Origin of the sequence: Halotalea alkalilenta (genome assembly GCF_001648175.1) — a bacterium.
GTDB classification, from domain to species: domain Bacteria; phylum Pseudomonadota; class Gammaproteobacteria; order Pseudomonadales; family Halomonadaceae; genus Halotalea; species Halotalea alkalilenta_A.
In genome coordinates, this window is the sequence record NZ_CP015243.1 from 1,150,861 (window position 1) to 1,165,717 (window position 14,857).

Genomic DNA, 14,857 nt, shown 5'->3' on the forward strand with positions numbered 1-14,857 from the left:
GTTCTGATCAGCTCAAAATAAAAAACCAATAATAACTGGCGAAATTCGAAAGATCGACTTTGTTAGCAATAATACAAAATTGCGAATAAGCTAATGAGTGACACCATTGTTTACTTGCTGTTTTTTGAAAGCAGGGCTTATAGTGACGATCGGTTAGCACGGATCAAGCAACCGGCATGACCTTCTTTCAAGGAGTAGGGAATATGAAAAAACTGCTTGGCATCATGGCCGCCGCTATTTTTGCCGCCACCCTGGCTGGGTGTGAAGATAAAGGCCCTGCGGAGCAGGCGGGAGAGTCGATCGACAATGCTGCGTCCGACATCCGTGACGGCGCGTCCGACGCAGGCGATAGCATTTCCGATGCAGCCAGCGACGCCGGTGACAGCATTTCCGACACCACGAGCGACATCGGTGACAGCGCTAGCGATGCGATGAACGACGCGGGCGATGATGAGCCCGGTACCGCTACGCAGCAATAACCCGCAGGCGTGGTTTTAATCAGACAGGGCCGATCAGGATGCTGATCGGCCCTGTCTCATATGGGGCTATCTCATATGAGAATAATAGGGACTTACGACCACGCTCAATGGGCGGCGAGCGCGAAGAAGGCAGCAATGTGGATAGGGTGAACGGAAAACGCCCCGCAGAGTGTGCGGGGCGCATTCTTATTACCGTTGCAAAGGCGTTCGATTACTGGCGCTGCTCGATACCCTGAATGTACCAGGGAGCACCGTCGCGCATTTCGCGGATCAAGTGCCAAGTCTCATTGAACTCGACTTCCTGACCGTTTTCCCGAATCACGCCATGGAACAACACCGAGGCTTCCGCCTGGCGGCCGTACTCCTGCACGTTGCCGAGCTCGGCAAACAGGCGAACGACCTCGGTCTTGTTGTCGTCCGGCTGCTTGGCGCGCTCTTCGCGCAGCAGGTTGTAGAGCTCCGGCGTGACATAGTCCTGCATTTGCGCTAGGTCATTGTCATCCCACGCTTTCTGAAGCGTGCTGAAGTGCTCTTTGGCGCCAGCGAGGAAGCGCTCCTTGTCGAACCAAGCCGGCGTCGAGGTGGCGAACGAGCCTCCTGCGGCCGCCTGGCTGCTGGTGAAGGCCTGCGGGGCCTTCTGGTGAGTCGGACGCCCCTGTCCATGCTGGCCACCAGCACCGGCCATCGCTGCGCGACGACGGGACAAGAACATGAATATCCCGAAGGCGACCAGGGCGACCAGGATGATGTCGAACATCCGAATGCCATCGAAGGCGCCGCCGAAGAACAGCGCTGCGAGCAGGCCACCCGCCATGACCCCGGCGAGCGGGCCCATGAAGCGCGAAGCGCCCCCTGCCTGTGCTTGACGGGGCGGTGTAGCCGCTCGCGGCGCGGCGCTTTGCGCCGGGGCTGCCGAACGAGACATGCTGCCGGCGCTGGCACCGCCTCCGAAGCGACGCGCGTCAGCATGCTCGACAGCCAGACCGAAGGTCATGAAGCTGACTAGCAGCGTGATGAAGAGGTGTCGCATCGTTGTAGCTCTCCTTCTTGCGTTTACGGCGACGATTGAGCCCGTCGCTATGGCTACCGGGCAGACTTCACTGCTCCGGGCGGGTGAATACCCATTCGTCCTGCTTGGACAGCGATGGATCGAATTCGTAACCACCGATGTCGAAGGCCTTGAGCGCCTCCGGATCATCGATGTCGTGCCTGAGTATCCAGGCACTCATCCAGCCTCTCGCCTTCTTGGCATAGAAGCTGATTACCTTGAGCTTGCCATTCTTCTCATCCTTGAACACCGGACTGACGATCCGGTGTCCCAGGCGCTTGGCATCGATCGCCTTGAAGTATTCGTTCGACGCCAGGTTGATCAATACCGGTGTGCCACTTTGCACCACCGCCTTCGCGAGGTCGTGAGTCAAACGCTCGCGCCAGAAGTCGTACAACGTGGCTCCCGCCGGATTATCGAGGCGAATGCCCATCTCGAGCCGATAGGGTTGAATCAGATCGAGTGGACGCAGCATGCCGTAAAGACCCGACAGGATACGCAATCGCCGCTGGGCGCGCTCGAGTTCAGCGGCACTGAATCGCTGCGCCTCGAGTCCAGTGTAGACATCACCTTGGAAGGCGAATATCGCCTGTTTGGCGGGATTGCTCCCTGCGTCCAGGCTGAAGGGCAAAGACCATTCGATATAGCGGTTGGCGTTCAGTGTGGCCAGTTTGTCGCTGATTCCCATCAGTGCTGATAGCTGCTGTGGAGACAGCTCGCGCAGCCGATCGATCAACTGAGCGCTGGCATCGAGATATTCCGGCTGGGTATGCGTCGAGGAAGGTGCGGGAGACTCGAAATCCAACGTCTTGGCCGGTGAAATCACACTAAGCATGCATGCTTCCTATCCGCTAGTGATGAAAGTGTAGCATTGGTGGCCAGGCCCGCTGTGGCGCAGCGGGCTGGGTTAAGTTGATCATAAGGGTGAAGCCATCAAGGGCAGGGGTTGGGTAGCCTGCGGTGCACGCCCTCGATCGCGTCCAGAACTTCATCGGAGAGCGTCAGCGACTCGCTGGCGAGGTTGCTGTCGAGCTGTTCAAGCGTCGTTGCGCCGATGATGTTGCTGGTCAGGAAGGGGCGTGAATTGACGAATGCCAGCGCCATTCGTGCCGGATCGAGGCCGAATTTGCGTGCGATGTCGACGTAGGCCCATACCGCCTCCTCGGCCACCGGCGAGGTGTAGCGTTTGAAGCGTTCGAACAGCGTCAAACGCGCCTGCGCGGGCTTGAGGCCACCCAGGTACTTGCCGGAAAGCACACCGAAGGCGAGAGGGGAGTAGGCGAGCAGGCCCACACCTTCACGATGGCTGACCTCGGCCAGGCCGATTTCATAGCTGCGATTGAGCAGGTTGTAGGGGTTCTGCACGCTGACTACCCGGGGCAGCCCCATGGTCTGCGCAAGCTTCAGGCACTGCATGGTTCCCCAGGCGGTTTCGTTGGAAAGGCCGATGGCGCGGATCTTGCCAGCTTCTATCTGGGTTTTCAGTGCTTGCAAGGTCTCCTCGAGAGGGATTGCGTCCTCGTCCTCCCGTGGCGTGTAGCCGAGCTGACCGAAGAAGTTGGTGTGTCGCTCGGGCCAGTGCAGCTGGTAGAGATCGACGTAGTCGGTCTGCAGGCGCGCAAGGCTCGCATCCAGCGCCCGGGCGATATGGTCAGCGTTGAAGCGCGGGCCGCCGCGTAGATGCTGCATGTCCCGATTGGGGCCGGCTGCTTTGGTGGCGACCACCAGATCGTCGCGCCGCCCCCTGCGTTTCAGCCAACTGCCGATATAGGCTTCGGTCCGGCCCTGAGTCTCTGCACGGGGAGGCACCGGATACATCTCGGCCGCATCGATGAAGTTGATCCCGGAGGCGATTGCCTTGTCGAGCTGCTGGTGGGCGTCGCTCTCGCTGTTCTGTTCACCGAAGGTCATGGTGCCCAGGCATAGCCGGCTGACACTGATGCCACTGTCGCCCAATGGACGATATTCCATGCGAACTCCCAAATTTGATCGATAGTGAAACGTGGGAAATACCCGATATGGCAACATAACCGATACGCCTGCGGGTCGAAAGGCGGAGACGTTCATTGCGCCGCTTGATCGCTTCACCGCAATTACGTATAGTTCGCGCCCTTTTCGGTCAATTAATTAAGCATGCGAACTGTCATGGTACGGGAGCCGGCGTCCAGCACCAGCTCCGTCCTTCCTTTATTCTCACTTGCGCTGTCGCGGCTGATTCTCCGCTCGCTTGGCCGTCCGGGTGTGAACCTTGTGCCTGCCCTCTGGCCTAATGGCATGTCATTTGCACTGTTACATGCTGGCTGGGCAAGGTCACGGCTGGCTGGCCAGTTGTATGTCGCCGATGACTTCATGTGCACTGTGTCGAACAAAAGGAATTGAACACCATGGCACTCGAGTTCGCTGAAGATACCACTGGTCAAGTGTGGCAAGGCATGTCCAGGCGCTTGGAGCGAGGCGGAGGAGCGTTGGATTTGCAACGCGGCGATGCGCGACAGCAGCCATCGCGAGTGCTGGGCACCTGGTGTCCGACGATCCTCGACGTCGAAGCCTCTGGATTCGGCCGTGGCAGCTATCCGATCGAGATCGGGCTGGCGCGGGCCGATGGCACGCACAGTGCGTTACTGATCCGGCCGCTGGATGAGTGGACCCACTGGGATCCAAAGGCCGAGCTGCTGCATGGCATCACGCGCGATCAGCTGATGCAGGAAGGCCATTCCCCCCTTGAAGTCGCCAGCTGGCTCAACGACGAGCTGCGCGAGGTCGGCGTGGCCTACAGCGACAGCTGGGGATACGACAGCAGCTGGGTGGGCAGGCTGTTCAACGATGTCGACCTGCTGCCCGGATTCAGGCTCGAGAGCCTGCGCAGGCTGCTGGATGAGTGTCAGCTGGCGCGCTGGAACGCCACCAAGGCGAGAGTCGAGGTGGAAGCGGGAATCCGCCGCCATCGCGCCGGAGAGGACGTGCGCTTGCTGCAGCAGACCTACCTGCGTTCGCTGTGCCACTAGCACATGGCGTTCCCGCGCGAGGCGTTCGCGCGGGAACTGCTGGTCACTGAGCCGAAGTGAACATGCGATCGAGCAGCCGGTCGATGTCGTCGTCGTCGGCTAGCCCCTGGCGGGTCGAGGTGGCGAGAAAGCCTGCGCTGACCGTGTCGTCGAGGAAAGAGAGCAGTTTGTCGTAGAAGCCGTCGACGTTGAGCAGCCCCACCGGCTTGGCATGGATGCCAAGATAAAGCCACGTCCACATCTCGAACAGCTCCTCGAAGGTGCCGATACCGCCTGGAAGCGCGATGAAGCCGTCCGACAGCTCGCTCATCCGCGCTTTGCGGGTGTGCATGTCAGGGACTTTGATCAGCTCGGTGAGCCCCAGGTGGGCCGCCTCCCGCTCGACCAGTGCATTCGGGATCACCCCGATCACTTCTCCGCCCGCGGCGATCGCGCCATCCGCGCAGCGCCCCATGAGTCCAACGCGTCCGCCACCATAGACCAGACGCCAGCCCCGCTCGGCAATTTTCCGCCCCACCCGCTCGGCCACCTCCCCCCAGGCGGGGGATGCGCCATCGCGAGAGCCCAGATACACGCAGACGCTTCTCATCGTTCACCTCCCTCGGACCAAACGAGTATCTTATCGTCAAACCAATGCGGGGATGAAGGGCTTTGCGGTCATGACGGCGCGGCTGGCGAAAACCCACCTTGAGTGGCTGTCCGTGGTGGGCCTCATGCCCCTGCGAAATTGGGCATGGAGCTTTGATCCAGGGAATGGTTGCCGCGGCGACCGTTCGCATCCCTCTGCTCGCCAAGGCTTACCACAGGCTCTGGAGCGAGCGCTCTACTGCCCGTTCGTGGTGAGGAAGGGCGCTTGGAACACGATCGGGCCCGCTCGTCATGCATCCAACGGGTGCGAGGCGATGGGGAATGCCCCTCAAGGCAGCGAAGCGGCGACCTGGGGGTAGTGCGCGTCGATCCAGCGGCCGATCGCATTGTCGGTGCTGAGGTGATGGGCATACTGAGTGTGCAGGCAGCGCACCTGGTTCCAGTTGCTGATTCCGCCGACGCCGCGCTCGCGCAGCGGCGACTCGAAACCGAGCTCCTCGATACGGACTCGGGTCGCCTCGTCCATGTAGCGCCAGCGGTCGGCGACATAGGCTTCATGGCTGCGGTGATAATCGGCGAGCAGCGCGGGGTCTTCGAGCAAATGCGCCTCCAGCGCCTTGATCACACCATCGGCCTCGAGATGCGACAGCTCGATCTTGAGCCGTTCGCTGCACAGCCAGTAGAGGGTGGGAAAAGGGGCATCGTCGACCAGCGAGTGCATCCTCAGCGCCAGCGGGGTGCCCTCTCCATCGATCGCGGTGACCGCCTGGATGCCTCTTGGCGTACGGCCGAGCTGTTCGGCGATCAGCGTCAGCTGGCGCTCGTCGGGCGCTTGGTCGATGCGGATCAGCATAGGCGTGTACCTGGGGAGTGTGTCGGTAAATGGAGGGTCGAATCGCAGCCGCATGGTAGGCGGGCCGAGCACCCAGGGCAAGACCGCGGCGCTCAGCCAGTGGCGATGGTGGCGACCTTCGCCGCAGTGGTCGCGATCAGGTCGTCGGGGCTCAAGGCGACCTCCAACCCTCGGCGCCCGGCGCTGACGTAGAGCTCGTCGAAATCGAGGGCGGAGGCGTCGATTACGCTCGGTAGGCGTCGCTTCTGCCCCAGCGGGCTGATCCCGCCGACCACATAGCCGGTCGCCCGCTCTGCCTTACGGGGCTCGGCCATCTTCGCCTTGCGTACCGAGAAGACACGCGCCACGGCCTTGAGATCGAGCCTGCCCTCCACCGGCACCATCGCCACCGCCAGACGGCCGTCGTCGAGCTCGACCATCAGGGTCTTGAATACTTGGGCAGGAGATTGATCCAGGGCGGCGGCGGCGGCGCGACCGTAATCGCCCGCATGGCCCTCGGCCTCGAAGGAGATCACCCGATGGGCGATACCTTCACGGGCCAGAGCAGTGATGGCTGGGGTTCGGGACATGGTGGGAACTTCCGTCGAACGAAGATGATATTCGTGCGGCTAGCTTCCCGCCGTGAGCGGGTTTTGTCCATCTCCCCCGGAACGCCCGTTCAGACCAGGCGTTGGGATACCTGGTCGCGCCAGGCCTGGTCGAGATCATCGGCAAGTGTTGCACGCAGATACTCGGGCAGCGCTGCGAGCGCTGCCACGAGCGACTCACGAGGACGCAGGCGCAGCCATAGATAGGCCCAGGCGGCGCGCTCCTCCTCGCTTTCGGGAGCAGGGCGCCGCGGCATCTGCACCAGCAGGAACAGTGCGGTCTTCGCCGCCCACAGGGGCGGACGCACGTGGGCCCAGGCGAGCAGTTCCGCCGCGCTTGGATTCTCCTCGGGCGTGCCGAGGGAGGCCAGGCGGGCAGTGTCGCCGAGGATTATCGCCAATCGGTCGGCGGGCGCCTCGCTGAGCGCGATCAGGCGAGCGAGCAGCGCAGGCCAACCGGCGACCGCCTTGGCATAGAAGCGGCTTTCAGGCATGTTCAAACACTCAACCCCCTCGCTGCAGGAACCTTCGGTAATGGAGTTCGATTTCACCACGGAGCTGGACCGGCGTCAGTACCCGAGCACCAAGTGGCAGCGTTTCGATGAAGATACGCTACCAATGTGGGTCGCCGACATGGATTTCGCCGTAGCGCCGGCGATCCAGCAGGCGCTGAGCGCGCGCGTCGGGCATGCGATATTCGGCTATGCCAATCCTTCCGCGTCGTTGAAGGAGGCGCTGTGCGATTGGAGTCGCGACCATTACGACTGGCACATCGACGCCGCTTGGCAGATCTGGCTGCCAGGCGTGGTCCCCGCGCTGCACGTCGCAAGCCTCTCGCTCACCGAGCCGGGTGACGAGGTGATGACGTTGACGCCGATCTATCCTCCCTTCCTGCAGGTGGGAGAGCTGACCGGCAGAGTGACCCGCGCGGTGCCGATGCGCCCACCCGAGGAGAGCGAAGGCGGGCGCTGGGAAATCGACTTCGATGCGCTCGAGCGGGCGGTGACGCCGCGCGCCCGCTTGCTGCTCTGGTGTCATCCGCATAACCCGACCGGGCGGGTGTTCGAACAGCAAGAGCTCGAGCGGTTGGCGGATTTCGTCGAGCGCCACGACCTGATCGTCTGCTCCGATGAGCTGCACTGCGATTTGATCCTCGAAAGCGGCCGCCGCCACCAGCCCCTGGCCAGAGCGGTGCCTCGGCTCAGCGCTCGTACCATCACCCTGTGGGCAGCGTCCAAGACCTTCAATGTCGCAGGCCTGGCCGTGGCCTGCGCGGTGATCGAGGAGCCCCGGCTGCGGGCGCGATTTGCCCGCGGCTGCATCGGCCTGATGCCATCCCACAACGTGCTTGGCCTGGCCGCTACCGAAGCCGCCTATCGCCATGGCGAGCCTTGGCGCCAGGCGCTGCTGGCCCAGCTACGCGAGAACGTATCGATGCTCGAGGCATTCGTCGCGCGCTGGCCCGGGGTCGGCATGAGCCGTCCGGAGGCAACTTTCCTTGCTTGGTTGGACTGCCGTGCGGCGGGCTTGGGCGAGTCGCCGCAGCGGGCATTGCTCGAGCGGGCGAAAGTGGGCCTTTCCGATGGCGCCGATTTCGGCTGGCCAGGATTCGTAAGGATCAATCTGGGTACCCAGCCCCGTCGTCTGGAGGAGGGCTTGAACCGCCTCGACAGCGTGCTGGCGGCGGTGCCTGAGTGAAACTGCGAGCGCCCTGCGGCGGCAGGGCGCATCGGGATGAGCTTAGGGCTCGGCGGTGCGCTCAGTAGAGCAGCGCGAACAGCTTGCGGCGATAGCCGACGGTGAGCGGATGATCGCCTCCCAGCGCCTCGAAGACCCTCAGCAGGGTCTTGCGCGCCGCGTCCTCGCCATACTGGCGGTCACTTTTCATCAGCGCGAGCAGGCCCTCCAGGCCCTCTTCATAGCGCCCATCGGCGATCGCCCGGAAGGCGCGCTTGAACCGTGCCTCGCTGTCGTCGCGCTCGGCGAGCCGTGCGATCTCTTCCTGGCTAGGCGCTTCGGCGGCGAAGCCGAGCCGCGCTTGCAGTCCTTTGGCCCGCGCGGAATCGCGCAGCTCCACCGGCAGGGTATCGAGCAGCTCGGCGGCTTGGACGGTCTCGCCTTCGGCGGCGAGCACCTCGGCATAGCCGATGCGATGCTCGAACTGCTCGGGCTCGGCTTCGATCAACTGATGATAGAGCGCCTTGGCGGTGGCGGTGTCGCCCTCGGCCAGGGCCTGGGCCGCGAGCTCGTCGAGCGCGTCTTCCGCGGGAGCCGGTGCCTCGATGTACTGGCTGAGCCATTCACGGATCTTGCTCTCGGGCAGTGCGCCCTGGAACTGGTCATAGAGCTGGCCCTGATGGATCAGCTTGACGTCCGGCACCGAGCGAATGCCGAGCTGGGCGGCGATCTGCGGGTTGGCCTCGATATCGAGCTTGGCGAGAATGAAGGCGCCGCGGTATTCGCGCGCCAGCTTCTCGAGGATCGGCGTCAGGTTCTTGCACGGCTCGCACCAGGAAGCCCAGCAGTCGAGCAGCACTGGGGTGTGCATCGAGCCTTCGAGCACCACTTGTTGGAAGTTCTGCATGTCGATATCGACGATCAGCTGAGCGTCGTCGACATTGGGTTGGCGGTCGGGAGCGCCTTGTGCGGCGGGAGCGCTGCTGAGCGGCGCGCCGGTGCGTGGATCGACGATGGCCATGGGAACCCTTTGTCCGTAGCGAGCGCGGGCGCGAGCCCTGCGCGGGTGACTGAGAGAGACGTTGGCTTGTTTATGTAGGCGAAGGCGGGGAAATTCAACCCGTATGCGCGCCGTGGCCTCGGCGCCATGCGGTCTCGTGGCGCAGGGGCGCGCTCGGTGTCATCGATGAGCGATGAAAAACGGGGCACTGGCGTGCCCCGTCGGTTGTCGCTGCCCGCTCGGACTACTTGTCGAGCATGCTGCGCAGCACGTAGTGGAGAATCCCGCCGTGGCGGTAGTACTCCAGCTCGTTACCGGTGTCGATACGGCATTTGGCAGCGAGCTCGAGTCGCTCTCCATCGGGCCGTTCGATCAGTACCTTGAGGACGGCGCCGGGTTCGATCGCCGAGAGGTTCTCGATACTGATCTTCTCGTCGCCGGTGAGCCCGAGCGACTTACGATCCTGACCCTCGGCGAACTGCAGCGGCAGCACGCCCATGCCGATCAGGTTGGAGCGGTGGATGCGCTCGAACGATTCGGCGATCACCGCGCGGACGCCGAGCAGCGTGGTGCCTTTGGCGGCCCAGTCGCGCGAGGAGCCAGTGCCGTACTCTTGGCCGGCGATCACCACCAGTGGGGTGCCGTTCTCGGCATATTTCATCGCCGCATCGAACACCGCCAGCTGCTGGCCTTGATCCGGCCCCTCGCCGACGAAGCGGGTGTAGCCGCCGACCACGTCGTCGAGCATCTCGTTGCGGATACGCACGTTGGCGAAGGTGCCGCGCATCATCACCTGGTGGTTGCCGCGCCGTGAGCCGTAGGAGTTGAAGTCGACCGGCTCCACCCCGTGCTCCTGCAGATAGCGGCCGGCGGGGCTGTCTTTCTTGATCGAGCCGGCCGGCGAGATATGGTCGGTGGTCACCGAATCGCCCAACATCAGCAGCACCCGTGCCTGCTCGATGTCGGTGATCGGCGCAGGCTCCGCTTTCATGCCCTCGAAATAGGGCGGATTCTGGATGTAGGTCGAGTCGTCGCTCCAGGAGTAGGTCTCGGAGGGGGTGACCTCGATCGCCCGCCAGTTCTCGTCACCGTCGAATACCGCGGCGTACTCCTTGCGGTACATGTCGGTCTTGACCCGCTCGACCGCTTCGGCGATCTCGGCCTGGGTCGGCCAGATATCCTTGAGATAGATCGGCTGGCCATCCTTGCCTTTGCCGAGCGGCTCCTTGGTCAAATCGACACGCACGTTGCCGGCCAGCGCATAGGCGACCACCAGCGGCGGCGAGGCGAGCCAGTTGGTCTGCACCAGGGGGTGGATGCGGCCTTCGAAGTTGCGGTTGCCGGAGAGCACCGCGGCGACGGTCAGGTCGTGCTCCTGGATCGCTTTGTCGATCGGCTCGGGGAGCGGCCCCGAGTTGCCGATGCAGGTGGTGCAGCCATAGCCGACCAGGTTGAAGCCGAGTTTGTCGAGCGACTTGTCGAAGCCGGCGGTGGCGAGGTAGTCGGTGACCACTTTGGAGCCCGGTGCCAGCGAGGTCTTGACCCAGGGCTTGCGGTTCAGCCCCTTGTCGACCGCTTTCTTGGCCAGCAGCCCCGCAGCCATCAGCACGCTGGGATTGGAGGTGTTGGTGCAGGAGGTGATCGCCGCGATCACCACCGCGCCATCGTCGAGCCGATAGGATTGGCCCTCGTGTTCGACATTGGGGTTATCGAAGTAGCTGTCGGCGACGAAGGGAGCGGTCGAACCGCCCTCGCTCTGCCATTTGCCCTGCTCGCTGTCGGGGGCGTCGACGGCTTCGGTGAGCAGGTTCTCGAAGGTGCGCTTCATGTCGGTCAGCGCGACCCTGTCCTGCGGGCGCTTCGGCCCCGCAAGGCTGGCCTCGACGATACCCATGTCGAGCTCGAGCACGTCGGTGAACAGCGGCTCGTGGCCGGGCTCCCGCCAGAGGCCCTGGGCCTGGGTGTAGGCGCGCACCAAGTCGAGCTGCTGCTGGCTGCGACCGGTCAGGCGCATGTAGGTGAGGGTTTCTTCGTCGACCGGGAAGAAGCCGCAGGTAGCGCCGTATTCGGGCGCCATGTTGGCGATCGTCGCACGGTCGGCGAGCGGCAGGTCGTTGAGCCCATCACCGTAGAACTCGACGAACTTGCCGACCACGCCCTTCTTGCGCAGCATCTGGGTCACGGTCAGCACCAGGTCGGTGGCGGTGATCCCCTCGCGCAGCTTGCCGACCAGCTTGAAGCCGATGACCTCGGGGATCAGCATCGAGACCGGCTGGCCGAGCATCGCCGCCTCCGCCTCGATGCCGCCGACCCCCCAGCCGAGGACGCCGAGCGCATTGATCATGGTGGTGTGGGAGTCGGTGCCGACCAGGGTGTCGGGGAAGGCGAAGGTCTTGCCATCCTGCTCGCGGGTCCACACCGATTTACCCAGGTACTCGAGGTTGACCTGGTGGCAGATCCCGGTGCCGGGCGGTACCACGCTGAAGTCGTCGAACGCCTGCTGGCCCCAGCGCAGGAACTCGTAGCGCTCGCGATTGCGCTCCATCTCGATCTCGACGTTGGCCTCGAAGGCTTCGGCGTTGCCGAAGCGATCGACCATCACCGAGTGGTCGATCACCAAGTCGACCGGGGAGAGCGGATTGATCTTCTTCGGATCGCCCCCCAGCTGCTTGACCGCATCGCGCATCGCGGCGAGATCGACCACCGCGGGGACCCCGGTGAAGTCCTGCATCAGCACGCGTGCCGGGCGGTAGCCGATCTCGCGGCTCGAGCGGCGCTGCTGCTGCCAGTCGACCAGTGCTTGGACGTCTTCCTCGGTGGTGGTCTCGCCGTCGAGGAAACGCAGCTGGTTTTCGAGCAGTACCTTGAGCGTGAACGGCAGCCGGGTGATATCGCCGTAGGCCGCGGCGGCCTTTTCGAGACTGTAGTAGTGATAGCGCTTGTCACCGACGGTCAGTTCGGTGAGCGTGCCTTTCGGATCGATCGAGCTCATCTATCTCCTCCTCATCATGCTGCGCCACCGTTTGTGCCCGGTGGTCGTCCGGCGTGGGCGTGTCGTCATCCGGGCCCGGCCCTGCGTGTCGGTGGCGCTCTTCTCGACTACCTTTGGCAACAGAAGCAAGGAGAGGCGCTCCGGCGCGCCGCCAAGCGCCCCGGTGACGCTGGGGTCACTGCATCCCAGTGTAGACGCTCCACGGGCCGACGGTGCCGTTGATCCGAATGAGGACCAGCGGCCGGGAGGATGAGATGAACGAGGAGATGCTGCTGCCGGTCGAGGTCGAGTGCCCCTACTGCGGCGCTGGTTTCGAGCTGGTCTTGGATCTGTCGCAGAGCGATCATGAGACCGTCGAGGACTGCTACTGGTGCTGCTCGCCTATATCGATCGAAGTCCGACTCGGGGCCGACGGCGGGCTCGAGACGCTGAACCTGAAGCGCGACGACGAGGCCTGAGGCGCGAGCGCTGGGAGCCTCTGCGGCACGTCCTTCTCGGTCGATGGCGGCAATCAATCAGCGCGATAGTTGCAGCGTCGAGTGCGCTTGATTAAGGTCCGCCGTTAACCATTACCGTGAAAGGGCGCCCAAGCGGCGCAACGAGGCTTCCATGAACGACGTGCGTCATCGCTCCCTGATCATCCTGGGTTCGGGCCCGGCTGGCTATTCGGCCGCGGTCTATGCAGCCCGCGCCAATCTGCGTCCGATGCTGATCACCGGTATCGAGGTGGGCGGCCAGCTGACCACCACCACCGATGTCGACAACTGGCCCGGCGACGATGCCGGGGTCCAGGGGCCGGAACTGATGGAGCGGATGCGCCGTCACGCCGAGCGTTTCGAGACCGAGATCGTCCATGACTACATCAGCGAGGCGGTGCTGACCCAGCGCCCGTTCACGCTCAAGGGCGACAATGGCATCTACACCTGCGATGCGCTGATCATCGCCACTGGCGCGAGCGCGCTCTATCTCGGTCTCGAATCGGAAGGCCGCTTCCGTGGCCAGGGTGTGTCGGCCTGCGCGACCTGCGATGGCTTCTTCTATCGCAATCAGGAAGTCGTAGTGGTGGGGGCGGCAACACCGCGGTGGAAGAGGCGCTGTATCTGTCCAACATCGCCTCCAAGGTGACCCTGGTACACCGCCGCGACGGGCTGCGCGCGGAGAAGATCCTGCAGCGCAAACTGTTCGACAAGGCCGAGAACGGCAACGTCGAGATCATCTGGAATCACCAGATCGACGAGGTGCTTGGCGACGCCAGCGGCGTTACCGGCGTGCGGCTGCGCTCGACCGTCGATGGCAGCATTCGCGAGCTCTCCTCGCTGGGACTTTTCATCGCCATCGGCCACAAGCCGAACACCCAGCTGTTCGAAGGCCAGCTTTCGATGCGCGATGGCTACATCGAAGTGCAGTCCGGGACTCAGGGCAATGCCACCCAGACCAGCATTCCCGGCGTGTTCGCCGCCGGCGACGTGGCCGATTCGATCTATCGCCAGGCGATCACTTCGGCGGGCAGCGGTTGCATGGCCGCGCTCGACGCCGAGCGCTTCCTCGACGATCTCGACCCTGCGGTACCGCACAGCTGAGCGATCGTACGTTCCCGCCGCCTCACTGTTCGCGGCTATGGCGGCGCCCCGGTGGGCGCCGCTTTCTTTTGCCCGGCATTCGCTGGGGTGTCAGGCGAGGCCGAGTCAGTAGTGCGGTGGACGGTCGTCCTCCAGTCGCCACTCGCGCTCTCCTTGGTCCAGCCCTTCGCTCTGCTGGCGCAGCCGCTCCTGGAGCAGGACGTTGATACGCTCGAGGCGCTCGAGCGTCCGTCCCTGTTCGATGAGACGCGTATCCAGGGTCTCGAGCCAGTCTTCCTGGAAGGCGAGCCGAGTTTCCAACGCCTCCAGGCGCGCCTCGTGCTCATCAAGCATGCCTGGGACCGGCATGCTAGTATTTGCCGGTCGCCTGGTGTCATTCATTTGGCGATCTCCACAGGTGTCTGTTTCTTAATGGAAAGGTCGCGGACGCTGGGGCGGCGGGGGTAGTCTTTCGCCTGCGTCGACCTGCGTTCGAGCTTCATTAGAGAGAAATCGTCGTCATGAGTCCAAGAGCATTACTTCGTTGTATCGTCATCAGCCTTCTGCTTGCCCTGTTGTCTCCTCCCCTCGTTGGCTTCTTCGTTTCGTTTTCCGACAGTGAGTTCTACTCGCAGTTGATCGGTGAGATCGCCGCGCGGGAAGGGTTGATGAGCGGATACCTGCTCGCCGCCCTCGCTAGTTTCATCGTATTAATCCTGGCTACCCTGGCGGTACAGGTGTTGACCCCGCAATTGGCCAACATTGCGCGTATCGAGAACGACGATCGAGAGATCGGCGTGGTCAAATGGTTCAACGTCAACAAGGGGTACGGCTTCATCACCCGCGAAGGGGGCGAGGATGTGTTCGTTCACTTCCGCGCGATCCGCGGCAAAGGGCATCGCACCCTGGTCGAGGGGCAGCGGGTTCGCTACCACGCGATCGAGAACGATCGCGGATTGCAGGCCGAGGACGTCACCGTCATCACCTGAGGCGTGACCAGCGGCGAAGCGGGTTCCACCCGCTTCGCGCCAATGGCGCGGTCAGCCGTGACCCCAAGGCCCAGCAGGCA

The 14,857-nt window shown here is 63.4% G+C and carries 15 protein-coding genes and 1 pseudogene; 6 read left to right on the forward strand and 10 right to left on the reverse strand.

Translation table 11 applies throughout. The features are described from left to right. Positions 1-203: 203 nt before the first annotated feature. A complete protein-coding gene (locus tag A5892_RS05090) occupies positions 204-479 on the forward strand; it encodes a hypothetical protein (RefSeq protein WP_064121883.1) in 276 nt (91 codons plus the stop codon). A gap of 211 nt (positions 480-690) precedes the next feature. Here the strand turns inward: A5892_RS05090 and A5892_RS05095 are convergent, their stop codons facing one another. The 3 genes from A5892_RS05095 to A5892_RS05105 form a co-directional block, all read right to left on the reverse strand. Further along, on the reverse strand, positions 691-1,509 hold the full coding sequence (locus A5892_RS05095; protein ID WP_064121884.1) for a Tim44 domain-containing protein: 819 nt from the start codon (positions 1,507-1,509) through the stop codon (positions 691-693). A 67-nt stretch (positions 1,510-1,576) separates the two neighbouring features. Further along, positions 1,577-2,362 carry a peroxide stress protein YaaA gene (gene yaaA, locus A5892_RS05100; protein ID WP_064121885.1) on the reverse strand — a complete coding sequence of 262 codons (786 nt, stop codon included), beginning with the start codon at positions 2,360-2,362 and terminating at the stop codon, positions 1,577-1,579. Between the two features lie 98 nt (positions 2,363-2,460). Beyond that, the gene (locus tag A5892_RS05105; protein ID WP_064121886.1) at positions 2,461-3,498 is read right to left on the reverse strand and encodes an NADP(H)-dependent aldo-keto reductase; all 1,038 of its coding nucleotides are present in this window, start codon (positions 3,496-3,498) and stop codon (positions 2,461-2,463) included. Between the two features lie 539 nt (positions 3,499-4,037). On the opposite strand from A5892_RS05105, the gene A5892_RS05110 reads away from it, so the two are divergent. Continuing rightward, a complete protein-coding gene (locus tag A5892_RS05110) occupies positions 4,038-4,532 on the forward strand; it encodes a hypothetical protein (RefSeq protein WP_064124312.1) in 495 nt (164 codons plus the stop codon). Between the two features lie 43 nt (positions 4,533-4,575). On the opposite strand, the gene A5892_RS05115 is transcribed toward A5892_RS05110, so the two are convergent. From A5892_RS05115 to A5892_RS05130, 4 genes are all read right to left on the reverse strand, one after another. Continuing rightward, on the reverse strand, positions 4,576-5,121 hold the full coding sequence (locus A5892_RS05115) for a TIGR00730 family Rossman fold protein (protein WP_064121887.1): 546 nt from the start codon (positions 5,119-5,121) through the stop codon (positions 4,576-4,578). 327 nt (positions 5,122-5,448) lie between these two features. Further along, a complete protein-coding gene (locus A5892_RS05120) occupies positions 5,449-5,973 on the reverse strand; it encodes a DUF501 domain-containing protein (RefSeq protein ID WP_064121888.1) in 525 nt (174 codons plus the stop codon). A 92-nt stretch (positions 5,974-6,065) separates the two neighbouring features. Continuing rightward, positions 6,066-6,542 carry a Cys-tRNA(Pro) deacylase gene (ybaK, locus tag A5892_RS05125; protein WP_064121889.1) on the reverse strand — a complete coding sequence of 159 codons (477 nt, stop codon included), beginning with the start codon at positions 6,540-6,542 and terminating at the stop codon, positions 6,066-6,068. Positions 6,543-6,631: 89 nt separating this feature from the next. After that, a complete protein-coding gene (locus A5892_RS05130) occupies positions 6,632-7,054 on the reverse strand; it encodes a hypothetical protein (protein WP_064121890.1) in 423 nt (140 codons plus the stop codon). A 40-nt stretch (positions 7,055-7,094) separates the two neighbouring features. Here A5892_RS05130 and A5892_RS05135 point away from each other — a divergent pair, with 40 nt between their 5' ends. Next, positions 7,095-8,258, forward strand: coding sequence for a MalY/PatB family protein (locus tag A5892_RS05135; protein ID WP_064121891.1), 1,164 nt, complete (start codon positions 7,095-7,097; stop codon positions 8,256-8,258). A gap of 61 nt (positions 8,259-8,319) precedes the next feature. Here A5892_RS05135 and A5892_RS05140 read toward each other — a convergent pair whose 3' ends face one another. Together A5892_RS05140 and acnA are read right to left on the reverse strand one after the other, a co-directional pair. Then, positions 8,320-9,258 carry a thioredoxin family protein gene (locus A5892_RS05140; RefSeq protein ID WP_064121892.1) on the reverse strand — a complete coding sequence of 313 codons (939 nt, stop codon included), beginning with the start codon at positions 9,256-9,258 and terminating at the stop codon, positions 8,320-8,322. Between the two features lie 223 nt (positions 9,259-9,481). After that, positions 9,482-12,229, reverse strand: a complete 2,748-nt coding sequence (gene acnA, locus A5892_RS05145) for an aconitate hydratase AcnA (protein ID WP_064121893.1) — start codon at positions 12,227-12,229, stop codon at positions 9,482-9,484. Positions 12,230-12,483: 254 nt separating this feature from the next. On the opposite strand from acnA, the gene A5892_RS05150 reads away from it, so the two are divergent. Together A5892_RS05150 and trxB are read left to right on the forward strand one after the other, a co-directional pair. Next, a complete protein-coding gene (locus A5892_RS05150) occupies positions 12,484-12,687 on the forward strand; it encodes a CPXCG motif-containing cysteine-rich protein (RefSeq protein WP_027349484.1) in 204 nt (67 codons plus the stop codon). A gap of 151 nt (positions 12,688-12,838) precedes the next feature. Next, positions 12,839-13,809, forward strand: a pseudogene (trxB, locus tag A5892_RS05155) (thioredoxin-disulfide reductase). A gap of 105 nt (positions 13,810-13,914) precedes the next feature. Here the strand turns inward: trxB and A5892_RS05160 are convergent. Beyond that, positions 13,915-14,142, reverse strand: coding sequence for a SlyX family protein (locus A5892_RS05160; protein ID WP_082890591.1), 228 nt, complete (start codon positions 14,140-14,142; stop codon positions 13,915-13,917). Between the two features lie 167 nt (positions 14,143-14,309). Between A5892_RS05160 and A5892_RS20945 the strand changes: the two genes are divergently transcribed. After that, positions 14,310-14,777 (forward strand): cold-shock protein, encoded by a 468-nt coding sequence (locus tag A5892_RS20945; RefSeq protein WP_027349481.1) that lies wholly within the window; start codon positions 14,310-14,312, stop codon positions 14,775-14,777. The last annotated feature ends 80 nt before the right edge of the window (positions 14,778-14,857 follow it).

What these genes read in the sequence shown, in the direction of transcription:
- A5892_RS05090 (WP_064121883.1), top strand. Translation starts at nt 204, where the DNA reads ATGAAAAAACTGCTTGGCATCATGGCCGCCGCTATTTTTGCCGCCACC.
- A5892_RS05095 (WP_064121884.1), bottom strand. Translation starts at nt 1,509, where the DNA reads ATGCGACACCTCTTCATCACGCTGCTAGTCAGCTTCATGACCTTCGGT.
- yaaA (WP_064121885.1), bottom strand. Translation starts at nt 2,362, where the DNA reads ATGCTTAGTGTGATTTCACCGGCCAAGACGTTGGATTTCGAGTCTCCC.
- A5892_RS05105 (WP_064121886.1), bottom strand. Translation starts at nt 3,498, where the DNA reads ATGGAATATCGTCCATTGGGCGACAGTGGCATCAGTGTCAGCCGGCTA.
- A5892_RS05115 (WP_064121887.1), bottom strand. Translation starts at nt 5,121, where the DNA reads ATGAGAAGCGTCTGCGTGTATCTGGGCTCTCGCGATGGCGCATCCCCC.
- A5892_RS05120 (WP_064121888.1), bottom strand. Translation starts at nt 5,973, where the DNA reads ATGCTGATCCGCATCGACCAAGCGCCCGACGAGCGCCAGCTGACGCTG.
- ybaK (WP_064121889.1), bottom strand. Translation starts at nt 6,542, where the DNA reads ATGTCCCGAACCCCAGCCATCACTGCTCTGGCCCGTGAAGGTATCGCC.
- A5892_RS05130 (WP_064121890.1), bottom strand. Translation starts at nt 7,054, where the DNA reads ATGCCTGAAAGCCGCTTCTATGCCAAGGCGGTCGCCGGTTGGCCTGCG.
- A5892_RS05135 (WP_064121891.1), top strand. Translation starts at nt 7,095, where the DNA reads ATGGAGTTCGATTTCACCACGGAGCTGGACCGGCGTCAGTACCCGAGC.
- A5892_RS05140 (WP_064121892.1), bottom strand. Translation starts at nt 9,258, where the DNA reads ATGGCCATCGTCGATCCACGCACCGGCGCGCCGCTCAGCAGCGCTCCC.
- acnA (WP_064121893.1), bottom strand. Translation starts at nt 12,229, where the DNA reads ATGAGCTCGATCGATCCGAAAGGCACGCTCACCGAACTGACCGTCGGT.
- A5892_RS05150 (WP_027349484.1), top strand. Translation starts at nt 12,484, where the DNA reads ATGAACGAGGAGATGCTGCTGCCGGTCGAGGTCGAGTGCCCCTACTGC.
- A5892_RS05160 (WP_082890591.1), bottom strand. Translation starts at nt 14,142, where the DNA reads ATGCTTGATGAGCACGAGGCGCGCCTGGAGGCGTTGGAAACTCGGCTC.
- A5892_RS20945 (WP_027349481.1), top strand. Translation starts at nt 14,310, where the DNA reads ATGAGTCCAAGAGCATTACTTCGTTGTATCGTCATCAGCCTTCTGCTT.